A 25,930-nucleotide genomic window follows, 5' to 3' on the forward strand; every position below is an offset into this window, starting at 1 on the left:
GATGCACATGCAACGGGTAGTGGCGATAACGGGTGGATTCGGCACGCTTGGGCGCACGGTTGGCCGCGTGTTTGCTGAGAACGGCTGGAAGGTCGCGCTGATCGACAAGGCGCTCGAGCCGGAGAACGCGAGCGCGGAGCAGCTGCACGCTTCCTGGTGGCGAGGAGGCGTCGAGCTGACTGATCTCGATGCGGCGCGCTCAGCGCTCTCCGCGGTCGTCGAGCAGCTTGGCAGGCTCGATGCGATCGTCAATGTAGCGGGAGGCTTTCGCTGGGAAACGCTGGCGGACGGCAGTCTCGACACCTGGGATCTGATGTACCGGACGAACGTGCGCACGGCGGCGACTGCGTCGAAAGCGGCACTCGACCATATTGCCGACAGCGCGGAGGGCGGACGCATCATCAATATTGGAGCCGGCGCTGCGCTGAAGGCGGGCGCGGGCATGGGAGCGTATGCGGCCTCGAAGTCGGGGGTGATGCGTTTGACTGAGGCGCTGGCCGAAGAACTCAAAGGCCGTTCCATTACCGTCAACGCTATCTTGCCAGGCATCATCGATACGCCACAGAACCGCAAGGATATGCCCGACGCTGACTTTTCCCGCTGGGTACGGCCTGAAGAAATTGCCGAGGTGATTCTCTTTCTCGCGTCTGGCGCCGCGTCGGGGGTGACCGGTGCGTTGATTCCTGTCACCGGGCGTACGTAAAGATCCCGAACCGGAAATAGCAGTTGACGCCGGAGTCAACGGCGCCGACTGCAAATCGCGTTTCAGGTGAGGTGTGCGAGCGAGTCGTTGCTGAACCCGAGGAACGGCTCGCCAAGCCGTGCGCGCCGCGCCCAGTTCGGATCATGTAGAAGCGAGCGTCCCACGCCAACAAGATCGAACTCGCCGCGTGAGAAACGATCGAGCAGGGCAGTGAGGTCGGGCTGCGCCGATGTCGCGGCCCCGGCCATTGAATCGTAGTAGCCCTTGTTAATGCCGATCCCACCAACAGTCATCGAAAGCTTGCCGGTTACCTTCTTCACCCAACCGGCGAGATTCATCTCTGAGCCCGCGAATTCCGCCCGGTTGAAGTAGCGGGTGCTCGCCTCGAAGATGTCGACGCCAGCATCCGCGAGCGGCGCGAGAATGTGCTCGAGTTCGTGCGGGTCGTTGGCGAGACGCGCGCGGAAATCCTGCTGCTTCCACTGGGAGAAGCGGAACGTGATCGGCATCGTCGCGCCGATCGCTTCGCGGATTGCGCGGACAACTTCGGCGGCAAAGCGGCTGCGCGCCGTGAGATCCTTGCCCCATCGATCCGTGCGTTGATTGGTTTCTGCCCACAAAAAAGCGTCGATCAGATAGCCGTGAGCTCCGTGAATCGCGATGCCATCGAAGCCGGCGGCCGTCGCATAGCGCGCGCTTCGACCATAGGCTGCAATGACGTCCGCGATCTCGGCATCGGTCATCGGGCGAGTTGGCGGCATGACGCGCTCCATGTAACCTGCGTTGAGCGATGTCGTTCGTCCTTCCGGTCCCCACAGTCCCGATGGGCGCAGTGGCGAGGCGGCCGGGAAGGGGCCCGTATTCGCCTCTTTCATGGGTCCCATATGCCACAACTGCGGAAAGATGATTCCGCCGCTAGCGTGAACTTCGTCCGTCACGCGTCGCCACGCGGCAACTGATTCCTCTCCGGCGAGCATGGGAATCGAATTTTCTCCGAGTCCGGCTTCGCCGAGCGCCGCGGGGTGATCGACGCCGACGCCTTCCGTGATGATCAGGCCTGTCTCGCCCTGCGCACGCCGCTTGTAGTAGGCGGCGACGTCACTACCGGGCAATCCGTTCGGCGAAAAGCCGCGAGTCATGGGTGACATGACGATACGGTTGGCAAGCGTGACCCCGCGCACGGTGAGAGGCGAAAAGAGCGAAGTGGTATTCATTGGTCATTCACATAGTTGACTTACGTGCGGATAATGATACGCTATGTTCTATCGATGAAAAAGCAGATATTGGCGCCGTCTCGCAGGCGGCGTTGAACAGGAGGATTGCATTGGAGCAAGCAGACTCATTGGCGGTAGACGCGCTCGAAGAGAGCGGCGCAAAGCTCATCCCGGAGGGCTTTGCGTTGATGCCGGAGTTCGGTCCCTTCCATCGGATGTTCGGACCTACCTACTTTCGCAAGAGCGAACGCGGACACGTCGTCGGCATGTACGCTCGCGAAGCGCATCGCAACCTTGGCCAGATGATGCACGGGGGCGCTGTTTGCATGCTGGCAGACACCGCCATCACGTGGGCGAGCAAGTATTCGCGTCAACCGGCCGTCAGGGTGTTGACGACGGGCTTGACGGTCAATTTCATGGGGAACGCGGAGCCGGGCGACTGGGTGGAAGCACACGTCGACGTTCTACGTTCGGGAAAGCGGGTGATTTTCTCCGACTGCCGGATCTGGGCGAATGCGAAATGCATCGCCCAGGCGTCGGGGCAATTCCAGGTGATGGGTGAAATTGACAGCTAGTGCGTCGGCGAGACCTGGATGGCCGCGCGAACGTTACGGCATTGACCTGGCTCGAACCTTATCCAGTGCCGCACGGTACCTCCACGCGGTCAACAGAAGCCGATGAATCCGCTCAGCCCGGCGTTTCCGTTCGGAACGAGTGGTCTGAACCGCGAGGTGCACTTCGGGCGCGCCTGTGACCAGTGTGAGAAGATCGCGCGCCGCGTTCGAGGGATCGTCGATGGCGATTACGCCGCTGAGCGCGGCGGCTTCCAGAACGCCGGTTAGCGGCTCCAGCATCGTCACCACGAACTGCAGAAACTGCTTTGCGACATCGGGAAAGCGAATCGCCTCGCCAATGACCATGCGTGAAGTGTGCATGCTGTCCGGTATTGCCATGTGTTCGACGAGCGCATCGATAAGGGATGCCAGGTTCGTCGAAAAATCGCGGCCCGGTTCCAGGTGCTCCGAGATCTTGCCCCGCAGATCGGCCATCCCGCGCCAGACGATGGAGCGAAAAAGCTCTTCCTTCGTGCCGAACTGGCGATACACGGTCGTTTTGCTGACGCCAGCCAGCGATGCGATTTCCTCGACCCTGGCGGCGCCGAAACCTTCTCTGATGAACACGGATTTGGCGGCTTCGAGCAGCCGCTCGCGCAACTGAACCGCATCGTCGTGGGTGGGCCGGCCAGCCGTTCGAGGTTTGTCCGCCGCAGCGAGCCGCGAGGCTCCGTTGGGAGCCTGAACTGACATAGGTTTGTACATCGGGGAGTGTTTGATGTCGGAATCAGGACATCAGTATACTCATGAGCCCAAGGGGGCGCCAGTAATGGCGCCCCTGGGGCTCGGACCGCGCGCAGCAGGGCTCAAACGTTGATCATGCCACGTACATACGACTCCATCGTGCCTGCGCACGAGAGCTTGTCTTCGCCTTCCTCGAGATCGGCGTAGCGGCCGACTTGACGGACCAGCGGCCCTTGCAGGCCGTCGGTGTTCCCCGCCGGTGAAAAGTCGACCACGACCTTGTCGCCAGTGATGAAACCACCCCAGTATCCTTCGGCCAGCAGGTCGAAAAACGCGAAGCGCCCCTCAACGACGCCCAGTCCATCCGCAGGATTCAGCAGTTGCTCTCCCGCCTTGTCGAGAACGAACGGGACGATCCACGGGCAGATTGCATAACCCTGCGCAACTTCCGACCAGGGGCCGGTTCCGATCATCTCGGACATGCCATAACTGTTCTGGACGTTCTCGGCACGAATACCGTAGAAGCGGATGATTTGCTCCCGATAGTCGGCGGGGGCCGAGGTGCCCTTCAAGCCGCCGCCGGTGGTGATTACCGTATCCGGATGGCAGATGCCATCGGCGCTGCCGCGCTGACGGGCGCGCTCGACGAGCGTCCAGTGCAACGACCAGTTGCCCTGGACCAGCACCGGAACTTCGCGCTGCGCGGTGAGCTTGTCGAGAAACCGGTCGATCATCTTGCCGGTATGACGTTGGCGCGCCACCGCCTGCTCCTGAAACGCCGCGACCTCGCTCGGTTTCGCGGAGCCGTCGGCGATTGCGCGGCGCATGCGGCCCATCGAAATCGTTGCGGATGCGAGCACCGGTTCGTCGAACATCAGCGTGGTTTCCGCGCCGAGCCGTTGCGCTGCGTTCAGTACCGGTTCGATATGCCGATGCGCGCCGGCAGGCGGCATCATGAGGAAAGCCGGGCGCTTGCCGAAATCTCTTCGGATCATTGCGTTGCCGTAGACGCCCAGCTTCACGCACGACTCGGTGACATTGTCGAGATCGGCTTGCGTCTGACTGATGAAGCTACACTTGCCGGATGTGCCGCTCGAGCTGAAAACATGGTGTCCCGCTGTGCGCAGACGGTCCATCCATGCGTCGACGTTGTCCAAGCCGTCCAGATCGACTTCGGCCACCCGTTTGCTCGATAGAGTTTGCAGCCATGCCGAAAGATGCTTCCAGCGGCCGTTGTCGATGAATGACTCGGGGTAGCTCTTGTAGATCTGATGCGCGAACAGCAGGGGCACCATATCTTCATGGCGGGTCACCTCGTTGACGCCGACATCTTCCGCTCTGCGACGCAGTAGCCTGATCTGTTCGCGGCGCTCGGCGAAGCGCTCTTTCATGGCAGCGAGCTGCAGCTCGCGAAGGTTCTCGGGGTGCTTGCGAAACGGGTCGCTTTCACCGCGCAGCATTGCATAGAACGGGTCCAAAGCGGACATGTCGTCTCCAGGGCTATGAGTTGCCAGGCGTCAGTGGTCGAAGTCGGTGGAACTCGACACGTCGAGCCAAGCTTCGAGGTCGTGTTGCACGGACGAAAGTTTCTTCCGAACGAGGTCGACGGCGTCCGGACCTAGCGGTAGCCGCAGCGGTGGGACGTCTGCGGAAACCGCGCGCACGATGGCGTCGGCAGCCTTGGCCGGATCGCCCGTTTGCGTGCCGTGGTAACTGCTCATGTAACGACGCATCTTGCCCACGGTCTCCGTATAGACGGGTGATTCGACCTCGCTCCACTTCAGCGATCCGCCTGCGAAATTGGTGCGGAAGCCACCCGGCTCGACCACGGTCACACGAATCCCGAACGGGCTCAGTTCACGAGCGAGCGATTCCGAAAGCCCTTCGATCGCATGCTTCGAAGCGCAATAGAAACTGCAGCCCGCGATGCCGATCACGCCGGCGACCGACGAGAAGTTCACGATATGACCGCGGTTGCGCTCGCGAAAATGAGGCAGTACGGCGCGTATCACGTTGACCGTTCCAAACACGTTGGTATCGAACAGCTGACGTGCTTCCGCGTCGGAGACCTCTTCGAGTGCGCCGAAGAGACCGTAGCCCGCATTGTTGACGAGTACGTCGATCGGTCCCGCGCGCTCGATGGCCTGCGCGACGGCGCGAGGCACGGCTGCCGCGTCGGTCACGTCAAGCAGCACACCGTGCGCGCGTCCGGGTGCGAGATTTTCGAACGGAGTGATCTGTGCGTCATTCCGAACGGTCCCGACCACTTTGTCGCCACGGGCGAGGACCGCCTGCGCAAGGGAACGGCCGAAGCCGGACGAAACGCCGGTAATGAACCACACGGCTGGGCTTGTCTGTGTTTCAGTCATTGTCGATTGGCCTTCAGATGAGTAGCAAACATCGATTTAGTTGGCGGTGCGGGCCTCGGTCATGTCGGCGATCTCTCCGCGGACGTAGGCGTCGATCGTTCCCGCGCAGGACAGCTTGTCGTCGCCGCCGGGCAAATCCTTGTAGCGCACCACGTCGCGAATGATGGGCGTGCGCACGCCGTCGATGCCGTGACCGAACTCCACGGTGACCTTGTCGCCGCTGATCACGCCGCCCCAGCGCCCATCCGCGAGCAGGTCGATCATGGCGAGTCGTCCCTCGACGATGCCTTTCCCGTCCGCAGGATTAAGCAGTTGTTCGCCGGTCGAGTCGAGCACCAGCGGGACGAGCCAGGGCGGGACCGTCCACGCCTTCGCTTCGTGAAACCACGGGCAAAAGCCCGATACTTCGCCCATGCCGTAGCCGTCGTTGAAGTTGGTCGCGTTGAAGTTGAAGAAGCGCTCGCACTGTTGCTGGAAGTCTTCTGGCAGGTTCGCACCTTTCTTGCCGCCGCCGATACTAATGATCGTGTCGGGGTGAAAGTCGGCGTCGGGAATGCCACGCTGGCGCGCCGTGGCGACGATCTGATAAAGCATGCCCATCATGCCCATGATGAACATGGGCTCGTGACGCCGTTCGAGAAGTTGGTCGATGAACTGCCGGAAATCGGCTTGTACGCGTTCGCTGCGTTCTCGACTTTCGTTCTGGAAGGCTTCGATTTCACTCGGGAGCACGGTGCCGTCCGCGATGGCCCGCCGCATGCGCGCCATGCGCGTGGTGTGCGCGGCGCTTTGCGGCACATGCGACATGTAATGAAGGTCGCCCGGCATCGCAATCGATTCGGCGAATTTCGCCATGCGCTCCGTTCCGGTGTAAGAGCCGGAGGAGGGCGTCAGAAGGAACACGGGATAGCGACGCGACGGATCGCGCATGCCGCTCGCCGCCCAGCGAATGCCTTGGGAGAGAAGGCGCCAGCCGAGATCGCGGTCGGCTTCGCTCTGGTAAATGAAGGACTGCTTGCCCGAGGTCCCGCTCGAGCTCATTACATAGTGGCCGTTTCGACGCAGCGCATGGATCCAGTCGTCGAGATCGGCGATCGTGCCGTAGTCGAGTCCGTCGATCTTGCGGGTTGTGAGCGTTTGAAGCCACGCCGTGAGGTGGCGCCATTTCCCCTGCTCGATGAACGAATCGGGATAGCTCTTGTAGACGGAGTCGGCAAAAAGCAATGGCACGGCGTCGCTCATGCTCTTCACTTCCGTCACTCCGGCCTCGCTGGCTCGCTTGTCGAGAATGCGAATCTGCTGCCGGCGCTGCGCGAAGCGCTCGCGCACGGCTTGCAGTTGCGCGGCATGGAGGCTTTCCGGCGCGTTGCGGAAGGGGTCTTGAAGATCCGTGAGTTGAAGCAGCGTGGAAAGGGCTTGCATTATTGGGTCTCCCCCGGATTCGGGCCCGATTCCTCCGAGACCCATTTCATGAATCGATGGATCGGGAACATGCCGTCATGCGGATAGCCGCCAACCCCATCTGAAATAGACTCGCCCAGCGCCACGATGCGTTGCACGCCAGCGCACGCGAGCGCGTCGCGCACCTCTGTGACCCGGTGCGGCGGATAGATGCCGACCGTTTGCGTGGCGACGGTCGCATAGCGCGCGCCGTCGCGCAGGCTTGCCACGGGAACGACGTTGACGGTCTTGCAAATGGGATGAAAATCGACCATTTCTTCCGAGCGAATGACGAGCCCCTTGCCGTCGTATCCGCCGAACACCCGGTAGAGTGGCTCCATCTCACGCAGCACATCAACCGCTTCGCGAATGTCGCTGGGCACCAGCGGGCCCTGGCCGTCGCCATAGCGAAAGTCCTGGCCGAGTGCCAGCGCCAGTTGCTCGGCATAGCGGTCGGCGTCGTCTTCGTCGCCTTCGATGAATTGATACCGGCTCGCGTTGCACGCGTCCTGGTTGAACGACAGCACATCGGCTGCGCCGGCACGCGCGACGTCGCGCAGCACCTCGTCGGATGCAAAGGCTTCACGGCCGACCAGCGAGATAGATACCTTCGGATCGAACGCGACCAGCTCGAGCCCGGGGCCAGCGTAGCGCATCACGTGCCGAACCGCGCTGTCGCCGCCCCATACGACAATCTTGTCGAAGTACTGCGGACGATAAAGAATCGACTCGACATTTTCGTCTCCACCGCGCCAATACGCAGCCGAAAACGACTGGGTGACGGGATGATCCGGGTCGATGTCGGCCATCGTGCGCAGAATTGCAGTGGCCGTGAAAAGATCGTTCGAAGGCAGCTTGAGCAGGTGGACGCCTTTCGTCAGCGCCGCGCGCATGACCGTCATGGCTGCCACCATCGGCGAGTTGCCTGCGAGCACATGTACGAGGCGCGGAGGAAACGCGCGCAGACGACTCGGGCGCCCGCGCAGCGTGCGTGCCACCCAACCGTCGACGAGGCGCGCGTCGCCAAGACTAACGCGCAACTCGTCCTCGATCACCTCGCGTGCGAAAAGGTTGGGAATGTCGCGATAACAGTTTTCAAGAATCCGTCGCCCGAGCGGACTCACTTTGATCATTGACTCGAGCGCGGCCTGCATCAGCGGATTGACGTCCAGATGCAAACGCGGCCCCAGCTCGACAAGAAAGTCGATAACCTTCGCAATCGGCATATCGAAGGCGGGACCTGACTCAGCTCGCGGCCACACGAGGTCGTCAAGGTCGATCCTGGGCGTGCAGAAACCTTGGCCAAGATCACGCGACACGTGCTTGATGGCGCTTCCGGTGACAGTGCGACCGCGGTATACGTGAGGAACCGGCAGCGGCACGAGGCTGGGCTCCTGCGCCGGGTTCCCGCGTTGCCTTTCCGTTGTTTCGGGGTGCTCCATAAAAGCTCCTTTCAAATATCGATACGCGTTGACTTGGGGGCGCAGACGCTGGTCCATTCCGAGCTTGCTATCGCTGGTCAGCTCAGATTGACGATCATCCGATCGAGTAAATGTTTGACGGTTCGGACTTCTTCGACCGTGAAGCCGCGAAGCTGCCGATTGCTTGCATCGACGATGTGCGGCAGGGTTCCGCGCAACAACTGGCGGCCGTTCGCAGTCAGTGTGAGCTCGACACAGCGTCGGTCGGAAGTGCTGCGAATTCGTTCGATCAATCCTCTTTTTTCAAGCGAATCGAGCTTGGCGGGTCATGATGCTGCTGTCAGCGAGCAGCACCCGGCACAAGGCGGTAGGTGTGCGAGCACGTCCGTCGTACAGTGCTTTCAGGATTCCCCACTGTATTGCTGAAAGCTCGCTCGCAGCGAGCTTTGCGTCGATTTCCGCGCCAAGCAGAAGATGAACCAGGTTCATCTTGAACGCGACACTATCTTCAGTACGGTATTCCTCTGGCGCAATTCTCTGTGCGAGTTCGGCGCCAGCCGGTTCTCGCTCGAGCGTGACGGAGTCGGATAGATTCATCGATTTGCTGCCAAAAAAGTAGCTGCATTTGCAAGCAACTATATGCACGGCATTCAAAATATGCAACGATAGGCGAGGTGTGGTTTTCCCCATGTTGCGACGGGGAGCAGGTATGCGCGACGATGCGCACGCGTCTTTTTGTTTGCAATCTTCGGGAGGAACCTTGTCGGAATCTGGTGTGGTAAGTGACATGGCGTTGCCTGTCGCTGTTGAGGAAGTGACCGCAAAGTGGCTAAGCTCCGCGATCGCGTTCCGCTTTCCCGGCGCCGAAGTAACTTCGTGCCGGCACGTGGAGGTATTGCCGGGTACGTCGACCAAGGTACGCGTCGCACTCGAGTACAACGAGGCGGGACAGGCAATGGCGTTGCCGGCGCGCATGATCGTCAAGGGCGGTTTCGAGGATCACAGTCCTTCGATGAGAGACATGTATCGCAACGAAATGCGGTTTTATCGCGACGTTCTACCGTTCATCAACATGAACGCGCCTAGATGCTTTTTTGCAGGCACGGATCCTGACGCCTGGCAATCGGTCGTCGTGATGGAAGACCTGCGCGAGCGTAACGTTCAGTTTTGCCGTGCCCAGCAATCGCAGGGCTACGAACAAGTCGCCCTACGGTTGAGTGCGATGGCGCGCTATCACGCGCAAACATGGAACAGCCGGGAGTTCGACAAGGGCGGTCGGCTCGAATGGGTGGGAGAGCGCTTTTCGGACTGGTCGCTGGAATACCAGAACCGATACCTCGAACCGGACGTCTGGGCCCACTACATATCGCTGCCGAGAGGAGCGGCAGTAAGCCGGTATCTGCACGATCGGGACTGGATGATGGCATCTCTCTCGCGCATTGCGCGCGAACATAAGAGCAAACCGGTATGCCTTATTCACGGCGATACGCATCTGGGAAATCTGTACGTCGAAGCTGACGGGACGCCCGGTTTTTTCGATGCCCAGGTCAGTCGGGCGCCTTGGAGCCTCGAGGTTGCCTATCACATAGGGTGTGCACTCGATATCGAGGACCGTCGCTCATGGGAGCGGTCGCTGCTCGAACACTATCTTTCGCAGCTGGCGATTGGCGGGGTCGAGGCGCCCGATTTCGACGAAGCGTGGAACGACTATCGACGCGATCTCGCGTATGGATACTTCATCTTTGCGATTAACGAAACCCGCTTCCAGACCGAAGCAGTGAACACCGCGTATGCGGCACGCTTTGGCGCTGCATTGTTGGATCATGGCACGGTGCGCGAATCGACATGATCCAGACCAATAATGCAACCATATGTTGCATTATTGGCTTGGCGAGACTAAGCTCGACCATCGGCAGCCTCCTGGCGAGTTATGGCTTGAACGTGAACGTGAACGTGCAAGTGCTCGCTCGAACGTTCAAGATGACAATCCACTTTCATCGACCGATTACAGCATGCCTGTTCCGAAAATCTTTCATCAACGTTTAAGCGGCAAGATCGCGATCGTGACCGGCGCAGGATCGCTCGGTCGGGGTTTTGGCACGGGTAAGGCCATTGCCTGCCTTTTTGCGGCGGAGGGCGCGTCCGTCTGTCTCGTCGATCAGCAGTACGAGCGGGCGGCGGAAACGCTCGCGCTGATCACGGAAGCGGGCGGCCGAGCGTTCGTATCGACCGGCGATGTCACGGACGGCGCTGTCTGTGCGCGCATTGTCGAAGAGACCGTTCAGCGGTATGGAGGTCTGGACATTCTCATCAACAACGTCGGTATCTCAGGCGCGCCGGGGAGATTGCAGGACGTCGACGAAGCGTCCTGGGACCGTGTGATCGACGTCAATCTGAAAAGTGCATTCTTGATGAGCCGAAGTGCGGTGCCGAAGATCGTGGCGCGCGGGGGCGGGGCCATCGTCAACATCGGTTCGGTCGCAGGCATCCGCAGCCACGGGTCGGCCGCGTATGGCTCGTCAAAGGCGGGAATGGTCGGCTTTACGCGTGAACTCGCGGTGATGTACGGCCGCGATCAGGTTCGTGCCAACGCGATTGCTCCGGGGCATATTTTTACGCCAATGGTGGAAAGCATGCTTGACGATAAGGCTCGCGAACGGCGCCGCAAGATCGCGCCCCTCCCATTGGAGGGAGATGCATGGGACGTCGCGGCCGCCGCGCTGTTTCTCGCCAGCGACGAATCGCGATTCATTACCGGCACGTGCTTACCCGTGGACGGTGGCGTGACGCAGATTGCGGCGCTTGCGGCGTACGAACTGGTCCAGCAATAGCCACCGTATCGGGCGGGGTACGTCGGGCAGCAAAGCGTCACTTTCCGCTGTGCTTTCCTGGTCAAATTTTCTGGTAACTTAGCGGGGCCGAATTTGACCCGCGTTACAGGAAACGGCACCTGTCTGGCATTAGCATGGCCGTCGAATTGCGGTTCATGCCAATCGCCCCTTTGCTCGGCACGCGTTTTTGCGATCCGAGAGGCGAGGGTCTCCACCGATCGATGATGGCATGACTGCTCGCAAGGCCGCAGATTCGCTTTTTGCCGCATTAGCGGACGCTTCCAGACGACAACTGTTGGCGCTGCTGAGCAAGGGGGCGCAAAGCGCAGCCGCATTGGCGCGTGAACTGAACATGTCACGTGCGGGGGTGACGCGTCACCTGAATGCGCTTGACGAGGCCGGCTGGATCGATGTTGCTGTCGATGACAATGGCGAGGCGTTCTATTCGAGACGTTCTCAGGCTGAAGCACAATTCCTGACGGAATGCGTAGCGTTGCAGAAGTCAGCATGCCCCGAAGATGGCGATGCGTTGGACCAACAGGCCGCAGTGTGGGCGCGCGAGTGGCCAGCGGAGGACGCGAACATCTATCTGATCGGGCAACGACTTCTACGGCTATCTGCGCACATCGACCGGGCGCTCAAGGAAGCCGCTGCGAGTCAAGGCCTGCTGGCAGCCGAACTATTGCTATTGGACGCGCTGCTGGTTTCAGGGCCGCCTTATACCCAGTCTCCAACGCAACTGCAAAAACCACTGGCGATGACGCTCGGCGGCATCACCAAGTGCGTCAGCAGACTTGAGCAGATCGGCTTGGTGGAGCGCTTGCCGGATCCGGCGGATGGGCGTGGAATTCTCGTGCGAATGAAGTCACGGGCGCGCAAGGTTTTAACGAACATTCTCCATGAGGGGACGTATGGCACCGACTGGGTGGCATCCAGTCATATGACGCCCGAACGGCGAGCGGCACTGTCGATTTTGTTGCGGGAACTGCATCTGTTCGCGGACGCAGAGGCCGCACGTCGGAGTGCCGAGCGCGCCTGACATAGTTGCGGTGCTCACCGTCTCGATAGCAACGCCTAACTCATCGCCATCTCGGCTGGTAACAAGCGCGCAAAACGCAAGACCAGTCACAGGCCAGCGTTCTTAGCGGGCCTTCTTCTGCGTCTTTTGTTGCCTCCGACGCATCCGGTGGCAATCACCACTTCCCCACAACGATATCTTGCCGAGCGATAGCTCCGCGGCAACGCATTCGAGCGCTGTCTTCTCGTGCTCGCTCGGTATAAACACCTGGATTAACCGAGATACTTTCCCAGTAAAGTACATTTACAGATGTTGGTGACGAGCAGGACATTCACGCCAAACGGAGATCCGAGCGATGAGAGCCGCGTATTTCACGAGGGTAGGTTTGCCGCTGGAAGTTAGGAGTGTTGCCGATCCCAGTCCAGCAGCCGGAGAAGTCGTGCTAAAGATTCACCGCTGCGGTATTTGCGGATCGGATCTTCACATGACGGATGGGCACGCTCCGCATTTCACGCTTCCAGAAAATTCAACACTTGGACACGAATTCGCTGGCGAGGTGATTGCCCTGGGAAAGGGTGTAGAGAAGCTGAAGGTTGGCGACCCAGTTACCGCGCTGCCGTTCGTCGGATGCGGGCACTGCGCGACTTGTCTATCCGGCAAGCCCAACTTTTGCGCGCATTTCAAGGGCGCCGCCGCCGAGTTCGCTCAGTATGCAGTCGTGACCGAGCGCGTAACGACCAGGCTCCCGAAGACGTTGAGCATGGAGGACGGCGCACTGATCGAACCAATGGCGGTTGGCTTGCACGGCGTTGCGTTGGCAAAACTCACACCGGGTGCGAAAGCGCTCGTGATTGGTGCGGGTCCCGTCGGGCTCGCGGCGACGTTCTGGGCCCGCCGCCTCGGCGCCGGACGCATCGTCGTCACCGCTTCCTCGCTGCGCCGCGAAGCGCTTGCGCGGCACATGGGTGCGGACGAGTTCATAGTTCCGGAGGAGGGGCAGGATCTGGCGGCGCTGGCTGGCGAAGCTCTTAAGGGTTCACCGGACGTCGTTTTCGAATGCGCAGGGCAAAAGGATCTGATTGCGAAGGCGATTCATTGCGTCAAGCCGCGGAGTGACGTCGTAGTGCTCGGCTTCTGCACGGTGCCAGATCAATTTATCCCGGCAGTAGCGGTGTGGAAGGAAGTGCGAATTCAGTTCGCTGTCACCTACAGTATGCAAGAGTTCACTCATGTCGCTAACGTGTTCGACGCGGGCTGTGTCGAACCGCGCGCGATGATCACGGATCGCGTCTCTCTCGACGCGTTACCCGAGATGTTTGAGGCTCTGCGCAATCGCTCGACGCAATGCAAGGTAATGGTGAATCCATGGCTGAGCTGAAATCCTGGCGCGACTATCTCTCCCAGTTGGCAACCGCGGACAGTCTGCTCGAATTGACTGAAACACCCAGCGATCCTCAAACGCGCGCGGAGCTGTATCGGCAGTTTCAGATGAATCTTTCGCTGGCCTACTTCATCTACTTCCAATCCGATCCGTTTCATCCTGACTGGCTGCCCTTCCTTAACTCAGTCTTCATGCTGCAGCCGAATCCCGACGATACCTATTTCGTCGCACCGTTGAGAGGAGACCTGCGATACCGGATAGTCGGAGAACGCGGCAGCGTGCATTTGCTGACGCTCGACCTCGGCCGCGGGATCATGGGCACTACCGATGAAGCCCATCCGCCGCTCGGTCAGTTCGACCTCGACGACGTAGAAATTGGCGATGACGGCAGCTTCGAAATTTTGTTGAGCGCGCGGCGTCCTGCCGGGTACGACGGCAACTGGATCGAGCAGCATCGCGAGGCTGACTTCGCCATGCTGCGCCAGCGCTCGTATGCATGGGGAAGGGAACGCGACGCGCGAATCGCTATCGAGTGCCTCGATGCCCCGCTGTTGAAGCCGTCGATGGGCCACGAGGAGATCGCGAGGCGTACCGGCGAGTTGATGGGCTACGCGGAGCGTTTGTCACGTCGCTGGCTCACCCATATGCAGCAACTGCGCACGCGAATCAAGGTGAACGAGTTCGAGTTTTTCGCTTTCGGCGGTGGGCTCGCGAAGCAGGCGTACTGGCAGGCCATTTTCGATTTCGGTGATGACGAAGCCCTCATTCTCGAAACCGCGCTGCCGCAGACGCGCCGCTACTGGAACGTGCAATTGAACGACACACTGTTCAACGCGCTTGACTATATCGATCACCAAAGCAGCCTCAATGGGCATCAGGCAAACGTCGACGACGACGGCCATTTTCGCGCGGTGATTGCTCATCGCGATCCCGGTGTCCTGAACTGGCTGGATACATGCGGCGTCAATCGTGGGACTGCGATAGGCAGATGGTATGGGTGCAGCTCGGAACCAGTTCCGACACTCAAACGTGTGCGGCTTTGCGAGTTGCGCAATCACTTGCCGGCAGGAACTCGCTTCATAGACGCGAGCGAGCGCGGCAGACTTCTGCGCGAGAGACGCATAGGTGCGCAGTTGAGACGGCGGTGGTAGCGACAAGAATGGATTTCGGGAGACAACAGATGTCAGTATCGAAACGATTCACGGGTGCGGAGGACGAACTTCACGCGAGCGCGAGTGCTGCCGCTGGCCTGACGGATTTCGGCTCCAGCGCTGAGTACAGGCCGGGCCTGACACAGCTTTTGAACGCGCTCGACGAAGATGGTCCGCGCTTCGCGCCGGGTGGACGGGAATTTGCGTGGAACGCTGTTGTCGGTGCTTTGGTTTCGCGCCTGACGCTGGTAGAGGGGCTGCGCAAGCATGCCGATGTGTTGTCGCGGACGCCGCGGCGCCCACTCGTCATCACCGGCATACCGAGAACCGGTACGACCGCGCTGCACAAGCTGCTTTCGGTTGATCCACAATTTCAAGGTTTGGAAAAATGGCTGACGGTCTTTCCGCAGCCGCGGCCTCCGCGCGATACGTGGACCAGCTGTCTTCAGTTCCAGGCGACCGCGGCCGGGCTCGAGGCCTTTTTCAGGTCAGCGCCAGAGATGCGCGCGGCACACAATATCGTGGCTGACGAGGTTGATGAATGCCTCGAAATACTCAAGCAGGGCTTTTGCAGCAATCTGTGGGGCTCGTCGTTCCGTGTACCTCAATACGATCGCTGGTGGCGTGAACAGAGCGAATTGCCTGCATATCGTTACCTGGCAAAGACGATCAGTCTCATCGGTGCGCGCGACAGCGAAAAGACGTGGCTCCTGAAGAATCCCGGACACCTGATGCAGTTACCCGCGCTGTTCGAGGTCTTTCCCGATGCATGCGTGGTACAGACACATCGAGATCCGGTGGCGGCGCTGCCTTCGCTCGCGAGCGTGCTGGCGATGGCGCGTCGGATTTCTGAGGGCGAGCAGGTCGACAGGCACGAGATCGGCAGGCGCGAACTGGATAACTGGGCGCGCGCCAGCGAAGCGGCAATTGCGGCGCGCGCGTCCTTGCCGAACCGGCAGTTCCTCGATATCAGGCAGGCCGACTTCCACGCCGATCCGATTGGCACCATGACGCGTATCTACGGCCACTTCGGCTTCAGACTGACCGCCGAAACGATGGAAGCGATGCGCCGACGCGTCAAGCAGAGTCCCGAACGCGCTTATGGCGCGCATCGATATACGCAGGACGAATTCGGCCTTGCACCGGCAGCGATCAGGGAGCGCTTCTCCCGCTATATGACCACCTATGGACTGCACTGATGAAAACGCCGTCGCTTTCCCCGTTTTCCGGCTTTCTGCAGATCGCGTACGTCACCACCGATGTGGACGAGGCAATTGAGCGCTTTCGCAGAGAACAGAAGGTGCCGACGTGGGCGCGCTTGCCGGGTATTGAAATAGAGTCCATCGCGGGACGTCGCTGCAAGCTGAACATCGCGCTCGCGTTCGTCGGGTCGCTTCAGCTGGAACTGATCGAGCCGCTGTGCGGCGACGACCGCGTGTATCGCGATGCCCTGCCTCGAGACGGCTTCGCGATTCGCCATCATCACATAGCGCAGCTGATCGAGAGCGAAGCGGCGTTCGAAACACAGCGTGAGGAAATGGCTGCCGCGGGCGTGCCCATCGTCATCGACGGCCAGTCGCGTGGTTCCGCCCGGTACTTCTATACGGATCACCGGGGGACGCTCGGACACTATATCGAGCATATCTGGTACACCCCTGCCGGTCTCGCTGCGATGGAACAGGTGCCTCGCAATGGAGTGGTCCAATGAACGCTGTCAGCACGGCGCTTCCGGTTGACGATGATCACTGTCTCGCAGTGCACATCGCTACGGCGGCCGGCGGCGCCTTGAATGCGATGCGCGCGTCGGCCGTGCTTGCGGGCAAACCGTTGGGCGCAGTCGGCGATGCCACGGCGAACGAGCTGATTGCAGACATTCTCGCTCGCACCCGACCAGATGACGGCTTTCTGTCGGAAGAATCGGCGCCGGATCCAAAGCGGCTAGCTCTCGATCGTGTATGGATCATCGACCCGCTCGATGGCACGCGCGAGTATGGCGAACGACACGAGGGGCGCGAGGACTGGGCGGTCCATGTGGCACTGACGGTTTGCGGCGAACCCCGCGCTTGCGCTGTGGCACTTCCGGCCTGTGGGGTCACATTCGGAACGTTATCGCCGCCGGAGTTGCCGCCAGCGCCCGAAGGGCGCCTGAAAATTCTGGTGAGCCGTTCCCGCGCTCCGGAACTGGCGCTGAGGGTCGCCCAGCGACTGAATGCTGAACTTGTCCCCATGGGCTCGGCAGGCGCAAAGGCAATGGCGGTACTGCGTGGCGAGGCTCACGCGTATCTGCACGCAGGCGGTCAATACGAGTGGGATTCGTGCGCTCCAGTAGGCGTCGCGCTCGCGGCTGGCCTTCACGCCAGCCGCATAGACGGGAACCCGTGCATCTATAACGGAGTAGACGTCTGGATGCCCGATTTACTCATATGTCGACGAGAGATCGCCGAATCGATGCTGGCCGCCATCGCGGCCGCGCTGTGACTCTGCTTTGTAAAGGATGTGCCATGCCGACGTTGACTCATTTGCGGCGACTTGAAGCCGAGAGCATTCATATCATGCGGGAAATCGTCGCTGAGGCAAATCGCCCAGTGATGCTTTACTCGATCGGCAAGGACAGCGCCTGCATGCTCCACCTGGCAAAAAAGGCCTTTTACCCGGCGCCCCCTCCGTTTCCGCTTCTGCATGTGGATACCACCTGGAAGTTCCGCGACATGTACGCGATGCGGGACCGGATGGCTCGCGAGACCGAAATGGAGCTGATCGTTCACCAGAATCCGGAAGCGAAAGAACTGGGCATCAACCCGTTCGATCATGGTTCGCAGGTTCACACCGACATGTGGAAGACCCAGGGCTTGAAGCAGGCGCTCGACAAGTACGGCTTCGATGCCGCTTTCGGGGGCGCTCGCAGAGACGAAGAGAAATCGCGTGCGAAAGAGCGAATCTTTTCATTCCGTACGGCAACCCACCAGTGGGACCCCAAAAATCAGCGACCCGAACTATGGCGCCTATATAGCGCGCGAAAGAACAACGGCGAGTCGATCCGCGTGTTTCCCCTCTCTAACTGGACCGAGCTGGACATCTGGCAGTACATCTACCTCGAGAATATCTCCATCGTGCCACTCTATTTCGCGGCGAGGCGGCCCGTGGTGAATCGGGACGGCATCCTGGTGATGGTGGATGACGAGCGCATGCCACTCAAGCCGCACGAGAAAGTAGAGGAGAAAATGGTGCGCTTTCGCACGCTTGGTTGCTATCCGCTTACCGGTGCAGTCGAGTCGAACGCAACGACATTGCCGCAAATCATCCAGGAAATGCTCTTGACGACGACCTCCGAGCGGCAGGGGCGCGTGATCGATCATGACGGCGCCGCGTCCATGGAGAGGAAGAAACAGGAGGGGTACTTCTGATGGCACACGTCTCTGAGCTGATCGGGACCGATATTGAACGGTACCTGAAGCAGCACGAAAGAAAGAGTCTTCTGCGTTTCATTACATGCGGGAGCGTGGATGACGGCAAAAGCACGTTGATCGGCCGATTACTCTACGAATCCAGAATGCTGTTCGAGGACCAGCTTGCCGCGCTCGAAGCCGATTCGAAAAAGGTCGGTACGCGTGGCGGGGAAATAGACTACGCGCTGCTGCTGGACGGTCTCGCTGCGGAGCGCGAGCAGGGCATCACCATCGACGTCGCCTACCGGTTTTTCTCGACCGACCGGCGCAAGTTCATCGTTGCTGATACGCCCGGGCATGAGCAATACACCCGCAACATGATAACGGGTGCTTCTACGGCCGATCTTGCCATCATTCTGGTCGATGCTCGCAAGGGCATTTTGCAGCAAACGCGGCGGCACAGCTATCTGGTGTCGTTGATCGGCATTCGCAACGTTGTTCTCGCGGTCAATAAGATGGACCTGGTCGAGTACTCGCGTGAACGATTCGACGAAATTTCCCGTGAGTATTGCGAATTCGCCAGAAAGATTGGCATCCCTGGTGTGACTGCAATGCCGATTTCGGGCGTAAATGGCGACAACGTTGTTGAAAGGAGCACGAAGACGTCGTGGTACGAAGGGCCGTCCTTGATGCGTCACCTCGAGACTGTCGAGATCGACGAAACGCATTTGCAGACGCAGCCGTTCCGTTTCCCAGTGCAGTGGGTCAATCGCCCCAATCTTGATTTCCGCGGGTTTGCAGGCACTATTGCGTCCGGTGCGGTGCGTGTCGGGCAGCGTATACAGGTACAGCCATCAGGACGGGAAAGCACTGTCGCAAGAATCGTGACGGCGGACGGCGATCTTGACGAGGCCTTCGCGGAACAGTCCGTGACGCTGCTGCTCGCCGACGAAGTGGACGTCTGTCGTGGAGATCTGATTTCAACGGCCGATTCGCCCGCGCAGGTTGCCGACCAGTTCGAAGCAACGCTCGTGTGGATGAGCGACCAACCCATGCTCCGGGGGCGCAGTTACTTGCTGAAAATTGGCACCAGGACCGTCACGGCAACGATATTACCGCTCAAATACAAGCTGAATGTCGATACGCTCGACCGCGTGGCGAGCGAGACTCTCGCCTTGAACGAGATCGGTGTCGCGGAACTGGAGTTTGATCGCGCGATTGCTTTCGATCCGTACGAGCAAAACCACGAGACGGGCGGTTTCATAGTCATTGACCGCATGACCAACAGCACGGTCGGTGCCGGTATGCTGCGCTTCGCACTGCGCCGTGCGAACAATATTCGCTGGCAGACGCTGGAGGTCGACAAACGCGCGCGGCGGGTGCTGAACGGGCACCAGAGCGGCATTGTATGGCTGACAGGGCTTTCAGGTGCGGGAAAATCGACAATTGCAAATCTGCTCGAGAAGCGTTTGCACGCGATGGGCAAGCGAACCTATCTGCTCGACGGAGACAATGTTCGTCACGGGTTGAACAAGGATCTCGGATTCACGGCCGAAGACCGGGTGGAAAATATCCGACGCATTGCCGAGGTGGCGAAATTGATGGCAGATGCGGGCGTGATCGTCATTACCGCATTCATTTCGCCGTTTCGCGCGGAGCGCGCCCTGGCACGCGAACTGATGGAGGAGGGTGAATTTATCGAGGTCTTCATCGACACGCCACTCGAAGTGGCCGAGGAGCGCGATCCGAAAGGACTTTACAAGAAAGCGCGTAGCGGCGAGTTGAAGAACTTCACAGGCATCGATTCGCCCTACGAGATGCCGCAGAATCCTGAGATCCACATCAACACTCTGACCGTTTCTCCCGAAATGGCCGTAGAGGTGATCTTCGAGAAACTCCAGACCGCGGGATTTCTCGACGTGTCGAGGGGAGCGCCGCTCTGAGACGAGGCGGGGCGGGCGCTTCGCCCGTAGGCGCCGTGCCATTGTTGGTCCCTGCGCGTCCATATTGGTATACGACATTCATTTATGTATACTCCCCGCTGTCGGCTACGGGAGCGGGGCGCAAGCAGGTCAACTTGCGGTCTCCAGTCGCACAGGAGGTGGATGCGGGCAAGCTCGTTGTCGTCGCGGCTGCGCGCCTCGGAAACACGCGGCTGATCGATAACCTGGAAGTTTGAGCTTTCCTGGATAAATATCGCGCTCGATCCGAACGATCTGTCGATGTTCGTCCAGGTCGTCCGCGCCTGGTTCGTTTGTTTTCTTGCAAATGCGCGTCATTGCGGCCTGAGGTGCAGATCGTTGCTCACGGATTGCACCCCCGGCACGCCGCGCGTCACGGCAAGCGCTTTCTGAATCTGTGCCTCCGAATCCACGTATCCTGACAACTGCACGACGCCTCGATACGTCGCGACGCTCATCGGCAAGGATCTCAGTTCCGGGTTCGCGACGAGCGCCTGCTTCACCCGGGCGGCGAGCGCAGCGTCGTCAGCGGCGATCTTCCCCGGCGCTGTCAAGGGCGGCGTCACCGTGGACCTACAGCCGCTGGTGAACACGAACGCTGGCAATGCGAACGCCGCGACGATCAGCAATCGGCTTTTGATGTATGGCGCGTTTCGCATGTCGGCTATGAAATCCTGATTCGATAAGCGCTAAATGGTGGGCTGAAAAGCGGGCCGAGTGGCGAAGGGATACGGCGCATCTCGGCTTACAAGCTACCTGTATTGGCAGGGCAACCCTTCGCGTCGATTTGGCGAGGCGAATCAGGCGTAGCAATTGCGCAGGTACGAGAGAACGAGTATCTGACTATCGCCATTGCAGTTTCCCACGAACTGCATACGTTAGTTGAGGACGGTATCTGAAGAAGTTTTCCCATCTCTGAGCCTCTCAATCCTCCCAATACCCGGGCGAGCGGGTTTCAAGGTGTCACGCGGAGGGTCGCACTGTCATCGGTCCGCTGGTCAAAGCGCCGCACGGGGGCAACGAAGACCCTTGAAGCGCCCCACCAGAAGTCTGATGTCCCGGCATAAAGCCTATCTGCATGCCCATTTTCTAAAGAGATCGCGGAATCTGCCGATAAAGAGGTCATCGTACAACAGCGGGTTGAAAAGTAGCATGAGAAACGTATCGGTTCGAAATAGTCTCCTGACTGTCTTCCTGATCTTTGCGGCGATGATTTTGCTGGGCGGCGTGATCGGTGTCGCCACGCTCAGCCGCGCGAATGCCAATCTCAACCGCATCCATCAGATTGCGACGCAGGAAATTCTCGTCAACGACGCATACAAGGACTCCACACGCACTCGAGCCGCGTTGACACGAGCCTACTCAGCTCTAAAGGAGCGCAACGACGAGACGACGCGAGACTCGGCATTGAAGAGCGCCGAAACGACGATGAACCGGGCGGCTGCGGAAACCGAGTCGTTTCGAAGCGCCGCCGTTTTTCGTGGCCAGGACGACGGGTTGAAGCAGCAGTTGATCGAATCGTCAGTCAACCTCGCCGCGATTCTGAAGAAAGCCTCCGATGCTCTGCGTGCCGGCGATACGAACGCCTACGCCGCTATCAACGATCACGACATTACGTCAACCGGTGTGGCGTATTCGGTGAATGTCGAGAAATTCCAGAGCATCGCTAACACGTTGTCGAACGATGCCATCGCGCAGCTCGATCGCGAATATACGTGGGTCGTCAGCCTGGTCATTTTCGGAGTGAGCGCGGCGCTGGTCCTGATCGTCGCTGCGCATTTCGCGCTGCGGCGCATCGTGACGACTCCGCTGAACGACGCCGCCAATCTGCTCGATCGAATCGCGGCGAATGATCTGACAGCGCGCATCCCCGAGGCGAGCGGCAACGAGATCGGTCAGCTATTCGCGGCGATGCAGCGGATGCAGCGTGGTTTGGCTCAGACAGTGGCAAACGTGCGCAACAGTTGCGAGGCCATTTACGGCGGCGCGCGCGAGATTGCCGCGGGCAATGTGGATCTGTCGAGCCGCACAGAGCAGCAATCAGCGGCACTGGAAGAAACCGCGGCCAGCATGGAGCAATTGACGTCCACCGTCAAACAGAACGCGGATAACGCGCAGCAGGCAAGTGCACAGGCTTCGAGCGCAGCCGATGTCGCCGAGCAGGGCGGCGAAGTGGTCGAGCGCGCCATCGAGACAATGAATTCAATCAGCCAGAGTTCGCGTAGGATCGCCGAGATCACCGGGATGATCGACAGCATCGCGTTTCAGACCAATATCCTTGCGCTGAATGCGGCGGTCGAATCGGCACGGGCCGGTGAGCAGGGACGCGGCTTCGCCGTGGTCGCAAGCGAAGTTCGCAGTCTAGCTCTGCGCAGCGCGGACGCCGCCCGAGAGATCAAGGCCTTGATCGGCGCCTCGGTCGAGGACGTAGCTAACGGCAATAACCTGGTCGCGCAGGCGGGTCAGTCGATGAAGGAGATTGTTAGCGCCGTGCGCGGCGTGGCCACCATCATGAATGAAATCAAGGCAGCAACGATCGAGCAGAGCACGGGCATCGAGCAGGTCGGCCAGGCGGTTACGCAGATGGACCAGGTGACTCAACAGAATGCGGCACTCGTCGAAGAAGCCGCCGCTGCCGCGAGCGCGCTCGAACAGCAGGCGCAGTCAATGACGAATGCAGTCTCGGCATTCCGCCTCGCCGCGCAATAGAAGCTCCGATTGACCGACGCAAAGCGCTGGTCGATTCAGACAATCTAAATCATTTCTAACTGGGGTATGAATATGAACGTTAAAGGCGTGCTGGGCGCCACCGCAATTCTGATTGCCGGTGCTTCCCTCTCCTGCGTGTCACAGGCCGCGACGTATGCATATGTATCGAATGCAGATAGTCAGGATATCTCGGTTTTCAGTCTCGACAAGTCGAACGGCTCGCTTGCGCCCGTGGAGACTGTGTCTGTCGGTGCAACGGTGATGCCGATGGCGTTTTCGCCGGATCACCTTCGGCTCTACGCAGGACTGCGCTCGAAGCCTTATCGCGTGGTGAGCTTTGCGGTCAATCCGCTCGATGGCCGGCTGATCGAACTCGGCAGGGCGCCGCTTGCGGATAGCATGGCGTATATCTCGACGGACGCAAACGGCCGTTACCTCTTTTCCGCGTCATATGGCGGCAACCTTCTGGCGGTGAACCAGATCGGCGCGGATGGTGTGGTCGGCAACGTACAGCAGACCGTCAAGACCGGCCCGATGGCTCATGCGATCCGCAACGCTCCGGACAACCGTTTCGTATTCGCGTCGGTTCTCGGCGCGGATGCCTGGCTTCGTCTCAAGTTCGACGCCTCGAATGGGCAGTTGACCGAGGACACCGCGCCCGCCTATTCGTTGCCGCCGAAATCGGGACCACGTCACTTCGTATTCTCGCCGGATCATCGCTTCACGTACCTGATCGATGAACTCGACGGCAAGCTGCACGTACTCGCCTTCGATAGCACCCGCGACACCGTCAAGCCGGTCGAAACGGTCTCGATCCTGCCGCCCGATTTTTCCGGCGGCAAGCCATGGGGGGCCGATCTGCACCTGACCCCGGACGGGCGATTCCTGTTTGCATCGGAGCGCACATCGAGCACGCTCGCGGCGTACAAGGTGAACGCTGCCTCTGGCAAGCTGACGCGTATCGGTACATACCAGACGGAAAAGCAACCGCGTGGATTCAATATCGATCCGTCCGGCAAGTACTTGCTGGCTGTCGGGCAATTATCGACGAGCCTTAGCGTTTACAACATCGATCGTAAGACTGGCAAGCTGAGTGCGATCGGACAGTATCCGGTCGGCAAGGGCGCGAACTGGGTTGAACTCGTGGAGTTTGATGGCACAAACGCCGATTGAGGTTTGATTCCCGGATCGCCGTGCGGTGAGCATGGCGTTCCTGATTCGGCTTTCACTGGGCGCCACGATTTGCGTTTTGTCGGCGGTGATGCGTCCAGTCTTCCGAGAGGTGGGCGCTGCCTTGGAAAGCACCCGGCGCCCCGTTGCAGAACGTCAGGCTTGCGTGGCAGCGAACGGCCGCTATAGAGAAGGTCGACCCGCCACTTACGGCCACGCTGAACCACTCGAACCAGATTTGCCACGGTCTCATTGCGGGCCGACAGGATGTCAATCCGAGCGGTCCGGAATGGCTTGCCAGGACCATGACTGTGCCGCATGGTTCCGGGCGACGGAAGGGCATGCCCGCGATGAGGATCATTAGCCGCGCTCACGCACCACATCGCTGCGGTTCCACCATCCGCCGCCGACAGCCTGAAAGAGTGCGACGGTATCGGAATACCGGGTGGCCTGAGTCTGGACGAGGCTGATGCGGGCCTGCTGGTACGTCCGCTGCGCGTCGAGCAGCGCAAGATAGCTGATCGCGCCAACGTGGAACTCGCGCTGGGACACAGCGAGGCTGTCCGCCGCCGCCCGCTCGGCTGCTGCCTCGGCCACCACTGCGTCCGCATCTGATTGCAGCGCTCGCAACGCATCAGCCACGTTCTGAAACGCCGAGATGACGGTGTTGCGATACTGCGCCGCTGCTGCATCGAAAGCGTCAATTGCGGCGCGGCGCCGGTGCAGCAACGTTCCACCTTCGAAGAGGGGCTGCGTGAGTCCCGCTCCCAGGTTCCAGATCGCGCTTCCCGGTGAAAACAGCGCATCGTTGGTCTCGCTGCCATAGGCGGCGCTGAGCGTGAGTTGCGGCAACATATTGGCGGTGGCGACGCCGATCTCTGCGCTTGCGGCGTGCAGTTGCGCTTTCGACGCGCGAATGTCCGGACGCTGCTCGACGAGTGTCGACGGCAGGCTGACCGGCAACGTGTCGGGCAACTGCAGCGACGCGAGATCAAACGTCTCGACCAGCTCGTCACTCGGGAAGCGGCCAAGATAGGCCGTGAGCTGATTGCGGGTCAGCGCCAGTTGCTTTTGCAGCGGCGGCAACTGCGCGCGTGTTTGCGCCAGCGTGGCCGCCTGCGCGAGTACCGCCGCATTGGCGACGGCGCCGATCGCGAATTGCCGTTTCAATCCCGCGAGTTGCTGCGTCTCGATGGCGACGATCTCCTCTGTGGCTGCAATCTGCGCCCGCAACGAAGCCTCCTGTACGGCGGCCGTGGCGACGTTCGACGTCAAGCTCAGATAGCTCGCCTCGAGTTCGAAGCGTTCGTACTCGGCTTGCGCGGCGAGCGATTCGATTTGCCGGCGCGTACCGCCCCAGATGTCGAGCAGGTAGGTGACGCTCACCGAGGCGTTGTTGAGCCTGAAGACCGGCACCGCGGTCGAGATCCCGAACGGCGAGCCCGAAATCTTCTCGCGAGCAGTCGAGATGTCCGCACTCACCGTCGGGAACAGCGCTCCTTGTGCTGCGTAAAGCGCTTCGTTGGCCTCGCGAAGGGTGGCCTGCGCCGCCTGCAGGCTCGGGTTGGCCTCAAGCGCACGTTCTACGAGTGCGTTCAGCGCAGCCGAGTGGAATAGCGTCCACCATTGCCCCGGAATGTCGAGAGCTTGCACGAAGCGTTGCGCCTCGCCGCCGTGGACGTCCGACGCGACGGTTCGCTCCGGCAGCGGCTCCCGCGTATAGCCGCTGACCTGCGGCGGCCCGGGTGGCGCGAAGTCAGGTCCGACTTCGCAGCCGCCAAGCAGCGTCGCCGCCGAAAGCGCCGCGCAGGCGGCGCTGCGGCAACATGCTGCCCGGGGGTGACGCGCAAAGCCGGGGTTCGATGTCATTGCTGCGCG

Annotated in this window: 24 protein-coding genes and 1 pseudogene; 15 read left to right on the forward strand and 10 right to left on the reverse strand. The window is 60.4% G+C overall.

The features are described 5' to 3' along the window. The first annotated feature begins 7 nt into the window (after window positions 1-7). Window positions 8-703 carry an SDR family NAD(P)-dependent oxidoreductase gene (locus OKW40_RS32860; RefSeq protein WP_429493357.1) on the forward strand — a complete coding sequence of 232 codons (696 nt, stop codon included), beginning with the start codon at window positions 8-10 and terminating at the stop codon, window positions 701-703. Window positions 704-765: 62 nt separating this feature from the next. Here the strand turns inward: OKW40_RS32860 and OKW40_RS32865 are convergent, their stop codons facing one another. Next, a complete protein-coding gene (locus OKW40_RS32865) occupies window positions 766-1,917 on the reverse strand; it encodes an NADH:flavin oxidoreductase (RefSeq protein ID WP_429493358.1) in 1,152 nt (383 codons plus the stop codon). Here OKW40_RS32865 and OKW40_RS32870 point away from each other — a divergent pair. Next, window positions 1,917-2,492, forward strand: a complete 576-nt coding sequence (locus tag OKW40_RS32870; protein ID WP_429493359.1) for a PaaI family thioesterase — start codon at window positions 1,917-1,919, stop codon at window positions 2,490-2,492. The two genes, OKW40_RS32865 and OKW40_RS32870, sit on opposite strands and share 1 nt — an antisense overlap. A gap of 33 nt (window positions 2,493-2,525) precedes the next feature. On the opposite strand, the gene OKW40_RS32875 is transcribed toward OKW40_RS32870, so the two are convergent. The 7 genes from OKW40_RS32875 to OKW40_RS32905 form a co-directional block, all read right to left on the reverse strand. Beyond that, window positions 2,526-3,131, reverse strand: a complete 606-nt coding sequence (locus OKW40_RS32875) for a TetR/AcrR family transcriptional regulator (RefSeq protein WP_262421577.1) — start codon at window positions 3,129-3,131, stop codon at window positions 2,526-2,528. Window positions 3,132-3,337: 206 nt separating this feature from the next. Continuing rightward, window positions 3,338-4,702, reverse strand: coding sequence for a hypothetical protein (locus tag OKW40_RS32880; RefSeq protein ID WP_090808874.1), 1,365 nt, complete (start codon window positions 4,700-4,702; stop codon window positions 3,338-3,340). Window positions 4,703-4,732: 30 nt separating this feature from the next. Continuing rightward, window positions 4,733-5,584, reverse strand: a complete 852-nt coding sequence (locus OKW40_RS32885; protein ID WP_429493360.1) for an oxidoreductase — start codon at window positions 5,582-5,584, stop codon at window positions 4,733-4,735. A gap of 36 nt (window positions 5,585-5,620) precedes the next feature. After that, complete coding sequence (locus tag OKW40_RS32890) at window positions 5,621-7,006, reverse strand: hypothetical protein (protein WP_429493361.1); 1,386 nt, start codon at window positions 7,004-7,006, stop codon at window positions 5,621-5,623. Further along, complete coding sequence (locus OKW40_RS32895) at window positions 7,006-8,466, reverse strand: acyl-CoA reductase (protein WP_429493362.1); 1,461 nt, start codon at window positions 8,464-8,466, stop codon at window positions 7,006-7,008. The genes OKW40_RS32890 and OKW40_RS32895 overlap by 1 nt, the downstream gene beginning before the upstream one ends. Window positions 8,467-8,543: 77 nt before the next feature. After that, window positions 8,544-8,738 carry a hypothetical protein gene (locus tag OKW40_RS32900; RefSeq protein WP_429493363.1) on the reverse strand — a complete coding sequence of 65 codons (195 nt, stop codon included), beginning with the start codon at window positions 8,736-8,738 and terminating at the stop codon, window positions 8,544-8,546. A gap of 10 nt (window positions 8,739-8,748) precedes the next feature. Continuing rightward, window positions 8,749-9,042: a hypothetical protein gene (locus OKW40_RS32905; protein WP_429493364.1), complete on the reverse strand. Its 294-nt coding sequence runs from the start codon at window positions 9,040-9,042 to the stop codon at window positions 8,749-8,751. 112 nt (window positions 9,043-9,154) lie between these two features. Between OKW40_RS32905 and OKW40_RS32910 the strand changes: the two genes are divergently transcribed. The 11 genes and pseudogenes from OKW40_RS32910 to OKW40_RS32960 form a co-directional block, all read left to right on the forward strand. Further along, window positions 9,155-10,294 carry a phosphotransferase gene (locus OKW40_RS32910; RefSeq protein WP_429493365.1) on the forward strand — a complete coding sequence of 380 codons (1,140 nt, stop codon included), beginning with the start codon at window positions 9,155-9,157 and terminating at the stop codon, window positions 10,292-10,294. Window positions 10,295-10,316: 22 nt separating this feature from the next. Then, window positions 10,317-11,276 (forward strand): SDR family NAD(P)-dependent oxidoreductase, encoded by a 960-nt coding sequence (locus tag OKW40_RS32915; protein ID WP_429493366.1) that lies wholly within the window; start codon window positions 10,317-10,319, stop codon window positions 11,274-11,276. Between the two features lie 229 nt (window positions 11,277-11,505). Next, on the forward strand, window positions 11,506-12,315 hold the full coding sequence (locus OKW40_RS32920; protein WP_429352476.1) for a MarR family transcriptional regulator: 810 nt from the start codon (window positions 11,506-11,508) through the stop codon (window positions 12,313-12,315). A gap of 418 nt (window positions 12,316-12,733) precedes the next feature. After that, window positions 12,734-13,672: an alcohol dehydrogenase catalytic domain-containing protein gene (locus OKW40_RS32925; RefSeq protein WP_429493367.1), complete on the forward strand. Its 939-nt coding sequence runs from the start codon at window positions 12,734-12,736 to the stop codon at window positions 13,670-13,672. Continuing rightward, window positions 13,660-14,826, forward strand: coding sequence for a DUF1214 domain-containing protein (locus OKW40_RS32930; RefSeq protein WP_429493368.1), 1,167 nt, complete (start codon window positions 13,660-13,662; stop codon window positions 14,824-14,826). The genes OKW40_RS32925 and OKW40_RS32930 overlap by 13 nt, the downstream gene beginning before the upstream one ends. 29 nt (window positions 14,827-14,855) lie before the next feature. Then, window positions 14,856-16,025 carry a sulfotransferase family protein gene (locus OKW40_RS32935; protein ID WP_429493369.1) on the forward strand — a complete coding sequence of 390 codons (1,170 nt, stop codon included), beginning with the start codon at window positions 14,856-14,858 and terminating at the stop codon, window positions 16,023-16,025. Continuing rightward, window positions 16,025-16,534, forward strand: coding sequence for a VOC family protein (locus OKW40_RS32940; RefSeq protein ID WP_184061911.1), 510 nt, complete (start codon window positions 16,025-16,027; stop codon window positions 16,532-16,534). Before OKW40_RS32935 ends, OKW40_RS32940 begins: the two co-directional genes overlap by 1 nt. Next, complete coding sequence (locus OKW40_RS32945) at window positions 16,531-17,304, forward strand: 3'(2'),5'-bisphosphate nucleotidase CysQ (RefSeq protein WP_429493370.1); 774 nt, start codon at window positions 16,531-16,533, stop codon at window positions 17,302-17,304. Before OKW40_RS32940 ends, OKW40_RS32945 begins: the two co-directional genes overlap by 4 nt. A 23-nt stretch (window positions 17,305-17,327) precedes the next feature. After that, window positions 17,328-18,230, forward strand: coding sequence for a sulfate adenylyltransferase subunit CysD (gene cysD / locus OKW40_RS32950; RefSeq protein ID WP_429493371.1), 903 nt, complete (start codon window positions 17,328-17,330; stop codon window positions 18,228-18,230). Next, a complete protein-coding gene (gene cysN / locus OKW40_RS32955; protein WP_429493372.1) occupies window positions 18,230-20,155 on the forward strand; it encodes a sulfate adenylyltransferase subunit CysN in 1,926 nt (641 codons plus the stop codon). The genes cysD and cysN overlap by 1 nt, the downstream gene beginning before the upstream one ends. A 119-nt stretch (window positions 20,156-20,274) precedes the next feature. Further along, window positions 20,275-20,391, forward strand: a pseudogene (locus tag OKW40_RS32960) (pantoate--beta-alanine ligase); the annotation flags it as partial. Between the two features lie 96 nt (window positions 20,392-20,487). Here the strand turns inward: OKW40_RS32960 and OKW40_RS32965 are convergent. Beyond that, complete coding sequence (locus tag OKW40_RS32965; protein WP_429493373.1) at window positions 20,488-20,832, reverse strand: BON domain-containing protein; 345 nt, start codon at window positions 20,830-20,832, stop codon at window positions 20,488-20,490. A 493-nt stretch (window positions 20,833-21,325) separates the two neighbouring features. Here OKW40_RS32965 and OKW40_RS32970 point away from each other — a divergent pair, with 493 nt between their 5' ends. After that, on the forward strand, window positions 21,326-22,882 hold the full coding sequence (locus OKW40_RS32970) for a methyl-accepting chemotaxis protein (RefSeq protein WP_429493981.1): 1,557 nt from the start codon (window positions 21,326-21,328) through the stop codon (window positions 22,880-22,882). Window positions 22,883-22,948: 66 nt separating this feature from the next. After that, window positions 22,949-24,055 (forward strand): lactonase family protein, encoded by a 1,107-nt coding sequence (locus tag OKW40_RS32975; protein WP_429493374.1) that lies wholly within the window; start codon window positions 22,949-22,951, stop codon window positions 24,053-24,055. 357 nt (window positions 24,056-24,412) lie between these two features. Here the strand turns inward: OKW40_RS32975 and OKW40_RS32980 are convergent, their stop codons facing one another. Continuing rightward, window positions 24,413-25,921, reverse strand: coding sequence for an efflux transporter outer membrane subunit (locus OKW40_RS32980; RefSeq protein ID WP_184061907.1), 1,509 nt, complete (start codon window positions 25,919-25,921; stop codon window positions 24,413-24,415). Window positions 25,922-25,930: the final 9 nt, after the last annotated feature.

Source organism: Paraburkholderia sp. RAU6.4a, from assembly GCF_050435625.1.
Taxonomy (GTDB): Bacteria; Pseudomonadota; Gammaproteobacteria; order Burkholderiales; family Burkholderiaceae; genus Paraburkholderia; species Paraburkholderia tuberum.

Bases quoted from the DNA above. Each gene is read 5' to 3' on its own strand.
- OKW40_RS32860 (WP_429493357.1), top strand. From the start codon at position 8: ATGCAACGGGTAGTGGCGATAACGGGTGGATTCGGCACGCTTGGGCGC.
- OKW40_RS32865 (WP_429493358.1), bottom strand. From the start codon at position 1,917: ATGAATACCACTTCGCTCTTTTCGCCTCTCACCGTGCGCGGGGTCACG.
- OKW40_RS32880 (WP_090808874.1), bottom strand. From the start codon at position 4,702: ATGTCCGCTTTGGACCCGTTCTATGCAATGCTGCGCGGTGAAAGCGAC.
- OKW40_RS32885 (WP_429493360.1), bottom strand. From the start codon at position 5,584: ATGACTGAAACACAGACAAGCCCAGCCGTGTGGTTCATTACCGGCGTT.
- OKW40_RS32890 (WP_429493361.1), bottom strand. From the start codon at position 7,006: ATGCAAGCCCTTTCCACGCTGCTTCAACTCACGGATCTTCAAGACCCC.
- OKW40_RS32895 (WP_429493362.1), bottom strand. From the start codon at position 8,466: ATGGAGCACCCCGAAACAACGGAAAGGCAACGCGGGAACCCGGCGCAG.
- OKW40_RS32905 (WP_429493364.1), bottom strand. From the start codon at position 9,042: ATGAATCTATCCGACTCCGTCACGCTCGAGCGAGAACCGGCTGGCGCC.
- OKW40_RS32910 (WP_429493365.1), top strand. From the start codon at position 9,155: ATGCGCGACGATGCGCACGCGTCTTTTTGTTTGCAATCTTCGGGAGGA.
- OKW40_RS32915 (WP_429493366.1), top strand. From the start codon at position 10,317: ATGTTGCATTATTGGCTTGGCGAGACTAAGCTCGACCATCGGCAGCCT.
- OKW40_RS32920 (WP_429352476.1), top strand. From the start codon at position 11,506: ATGACTGCTCGCAAGGCCGCAGATTCGCTTTTTGCCGCATTAGCGGAC.
- OKW40_RS32930 (WP_429493368.1), top strand. From the start codon at position 13,660: ATGGCTGAGCTGAAATCCTGGCGCGACTATCTCTCCCAGTTGGCAACC.
- OKW40_RS32935 (WP_429493369.1), top strand. From the start codon at position 14,856: ATGTCAGTATCGAAACGATTCACGGGTGCGGAGGACGAACTTCACGCG.
- OKW40_RS32940 (WP_184061911.1), top strand. From the start codon at position 16,025: ATGAAAACGCCGTCGCTTTCCCCGTTTTCCGGCTTTCTGCAGATCGCG.
- OKW40_RS32945 (WP_429493370.1), top strand. From the start codon at position 16,531: ATGAACGCTGTCAGCACGGCGCTTCCGGTTGACGATGATCACTGTCTC.
- cysD (WP_429493371.1), top strand. From the start codon at position 17,328: ATGCCGACGTTGACTCATTTGCGGCGACTTGAAGCCGAGAGCATTCAT.
- cysN (WP_429493372.1), top strand. From the start codon at position 18,230: ATGGCACACGTCTCTGAGCTGATCGGGACCGATATTGAACGGTACCTG.
- OKW40_RS32965 (WP_429493373.1), bottom strand. From the start codon at position 20,832: ATGCGAAACGCGCCATACATCAAAAGCCGATTGCTGATCGTCGCGGCG.
- OKW40_RS32970 (WP_429493981.1), top strand. From the start codon at position 21,326: ATGAGAAACGTATCGGTTCGAAATAGTCTCCTGACTGTCTTCCTGATC.
- OKW40_RS32975 (WP_429493374.1), top strand. From the start codon at position 22,949: ATGAATATGAACGTTAAAGGCGTGCTGGGCGCCACCGCAATTCTGATT.
- OKW40_RS32980 (WP_184061907.1), bottom strand. From the start codon at position 25,921: ATGACATCGAACCCCGGCTTTGCGCGTCACCCCCGGGCAGCATGTTGC.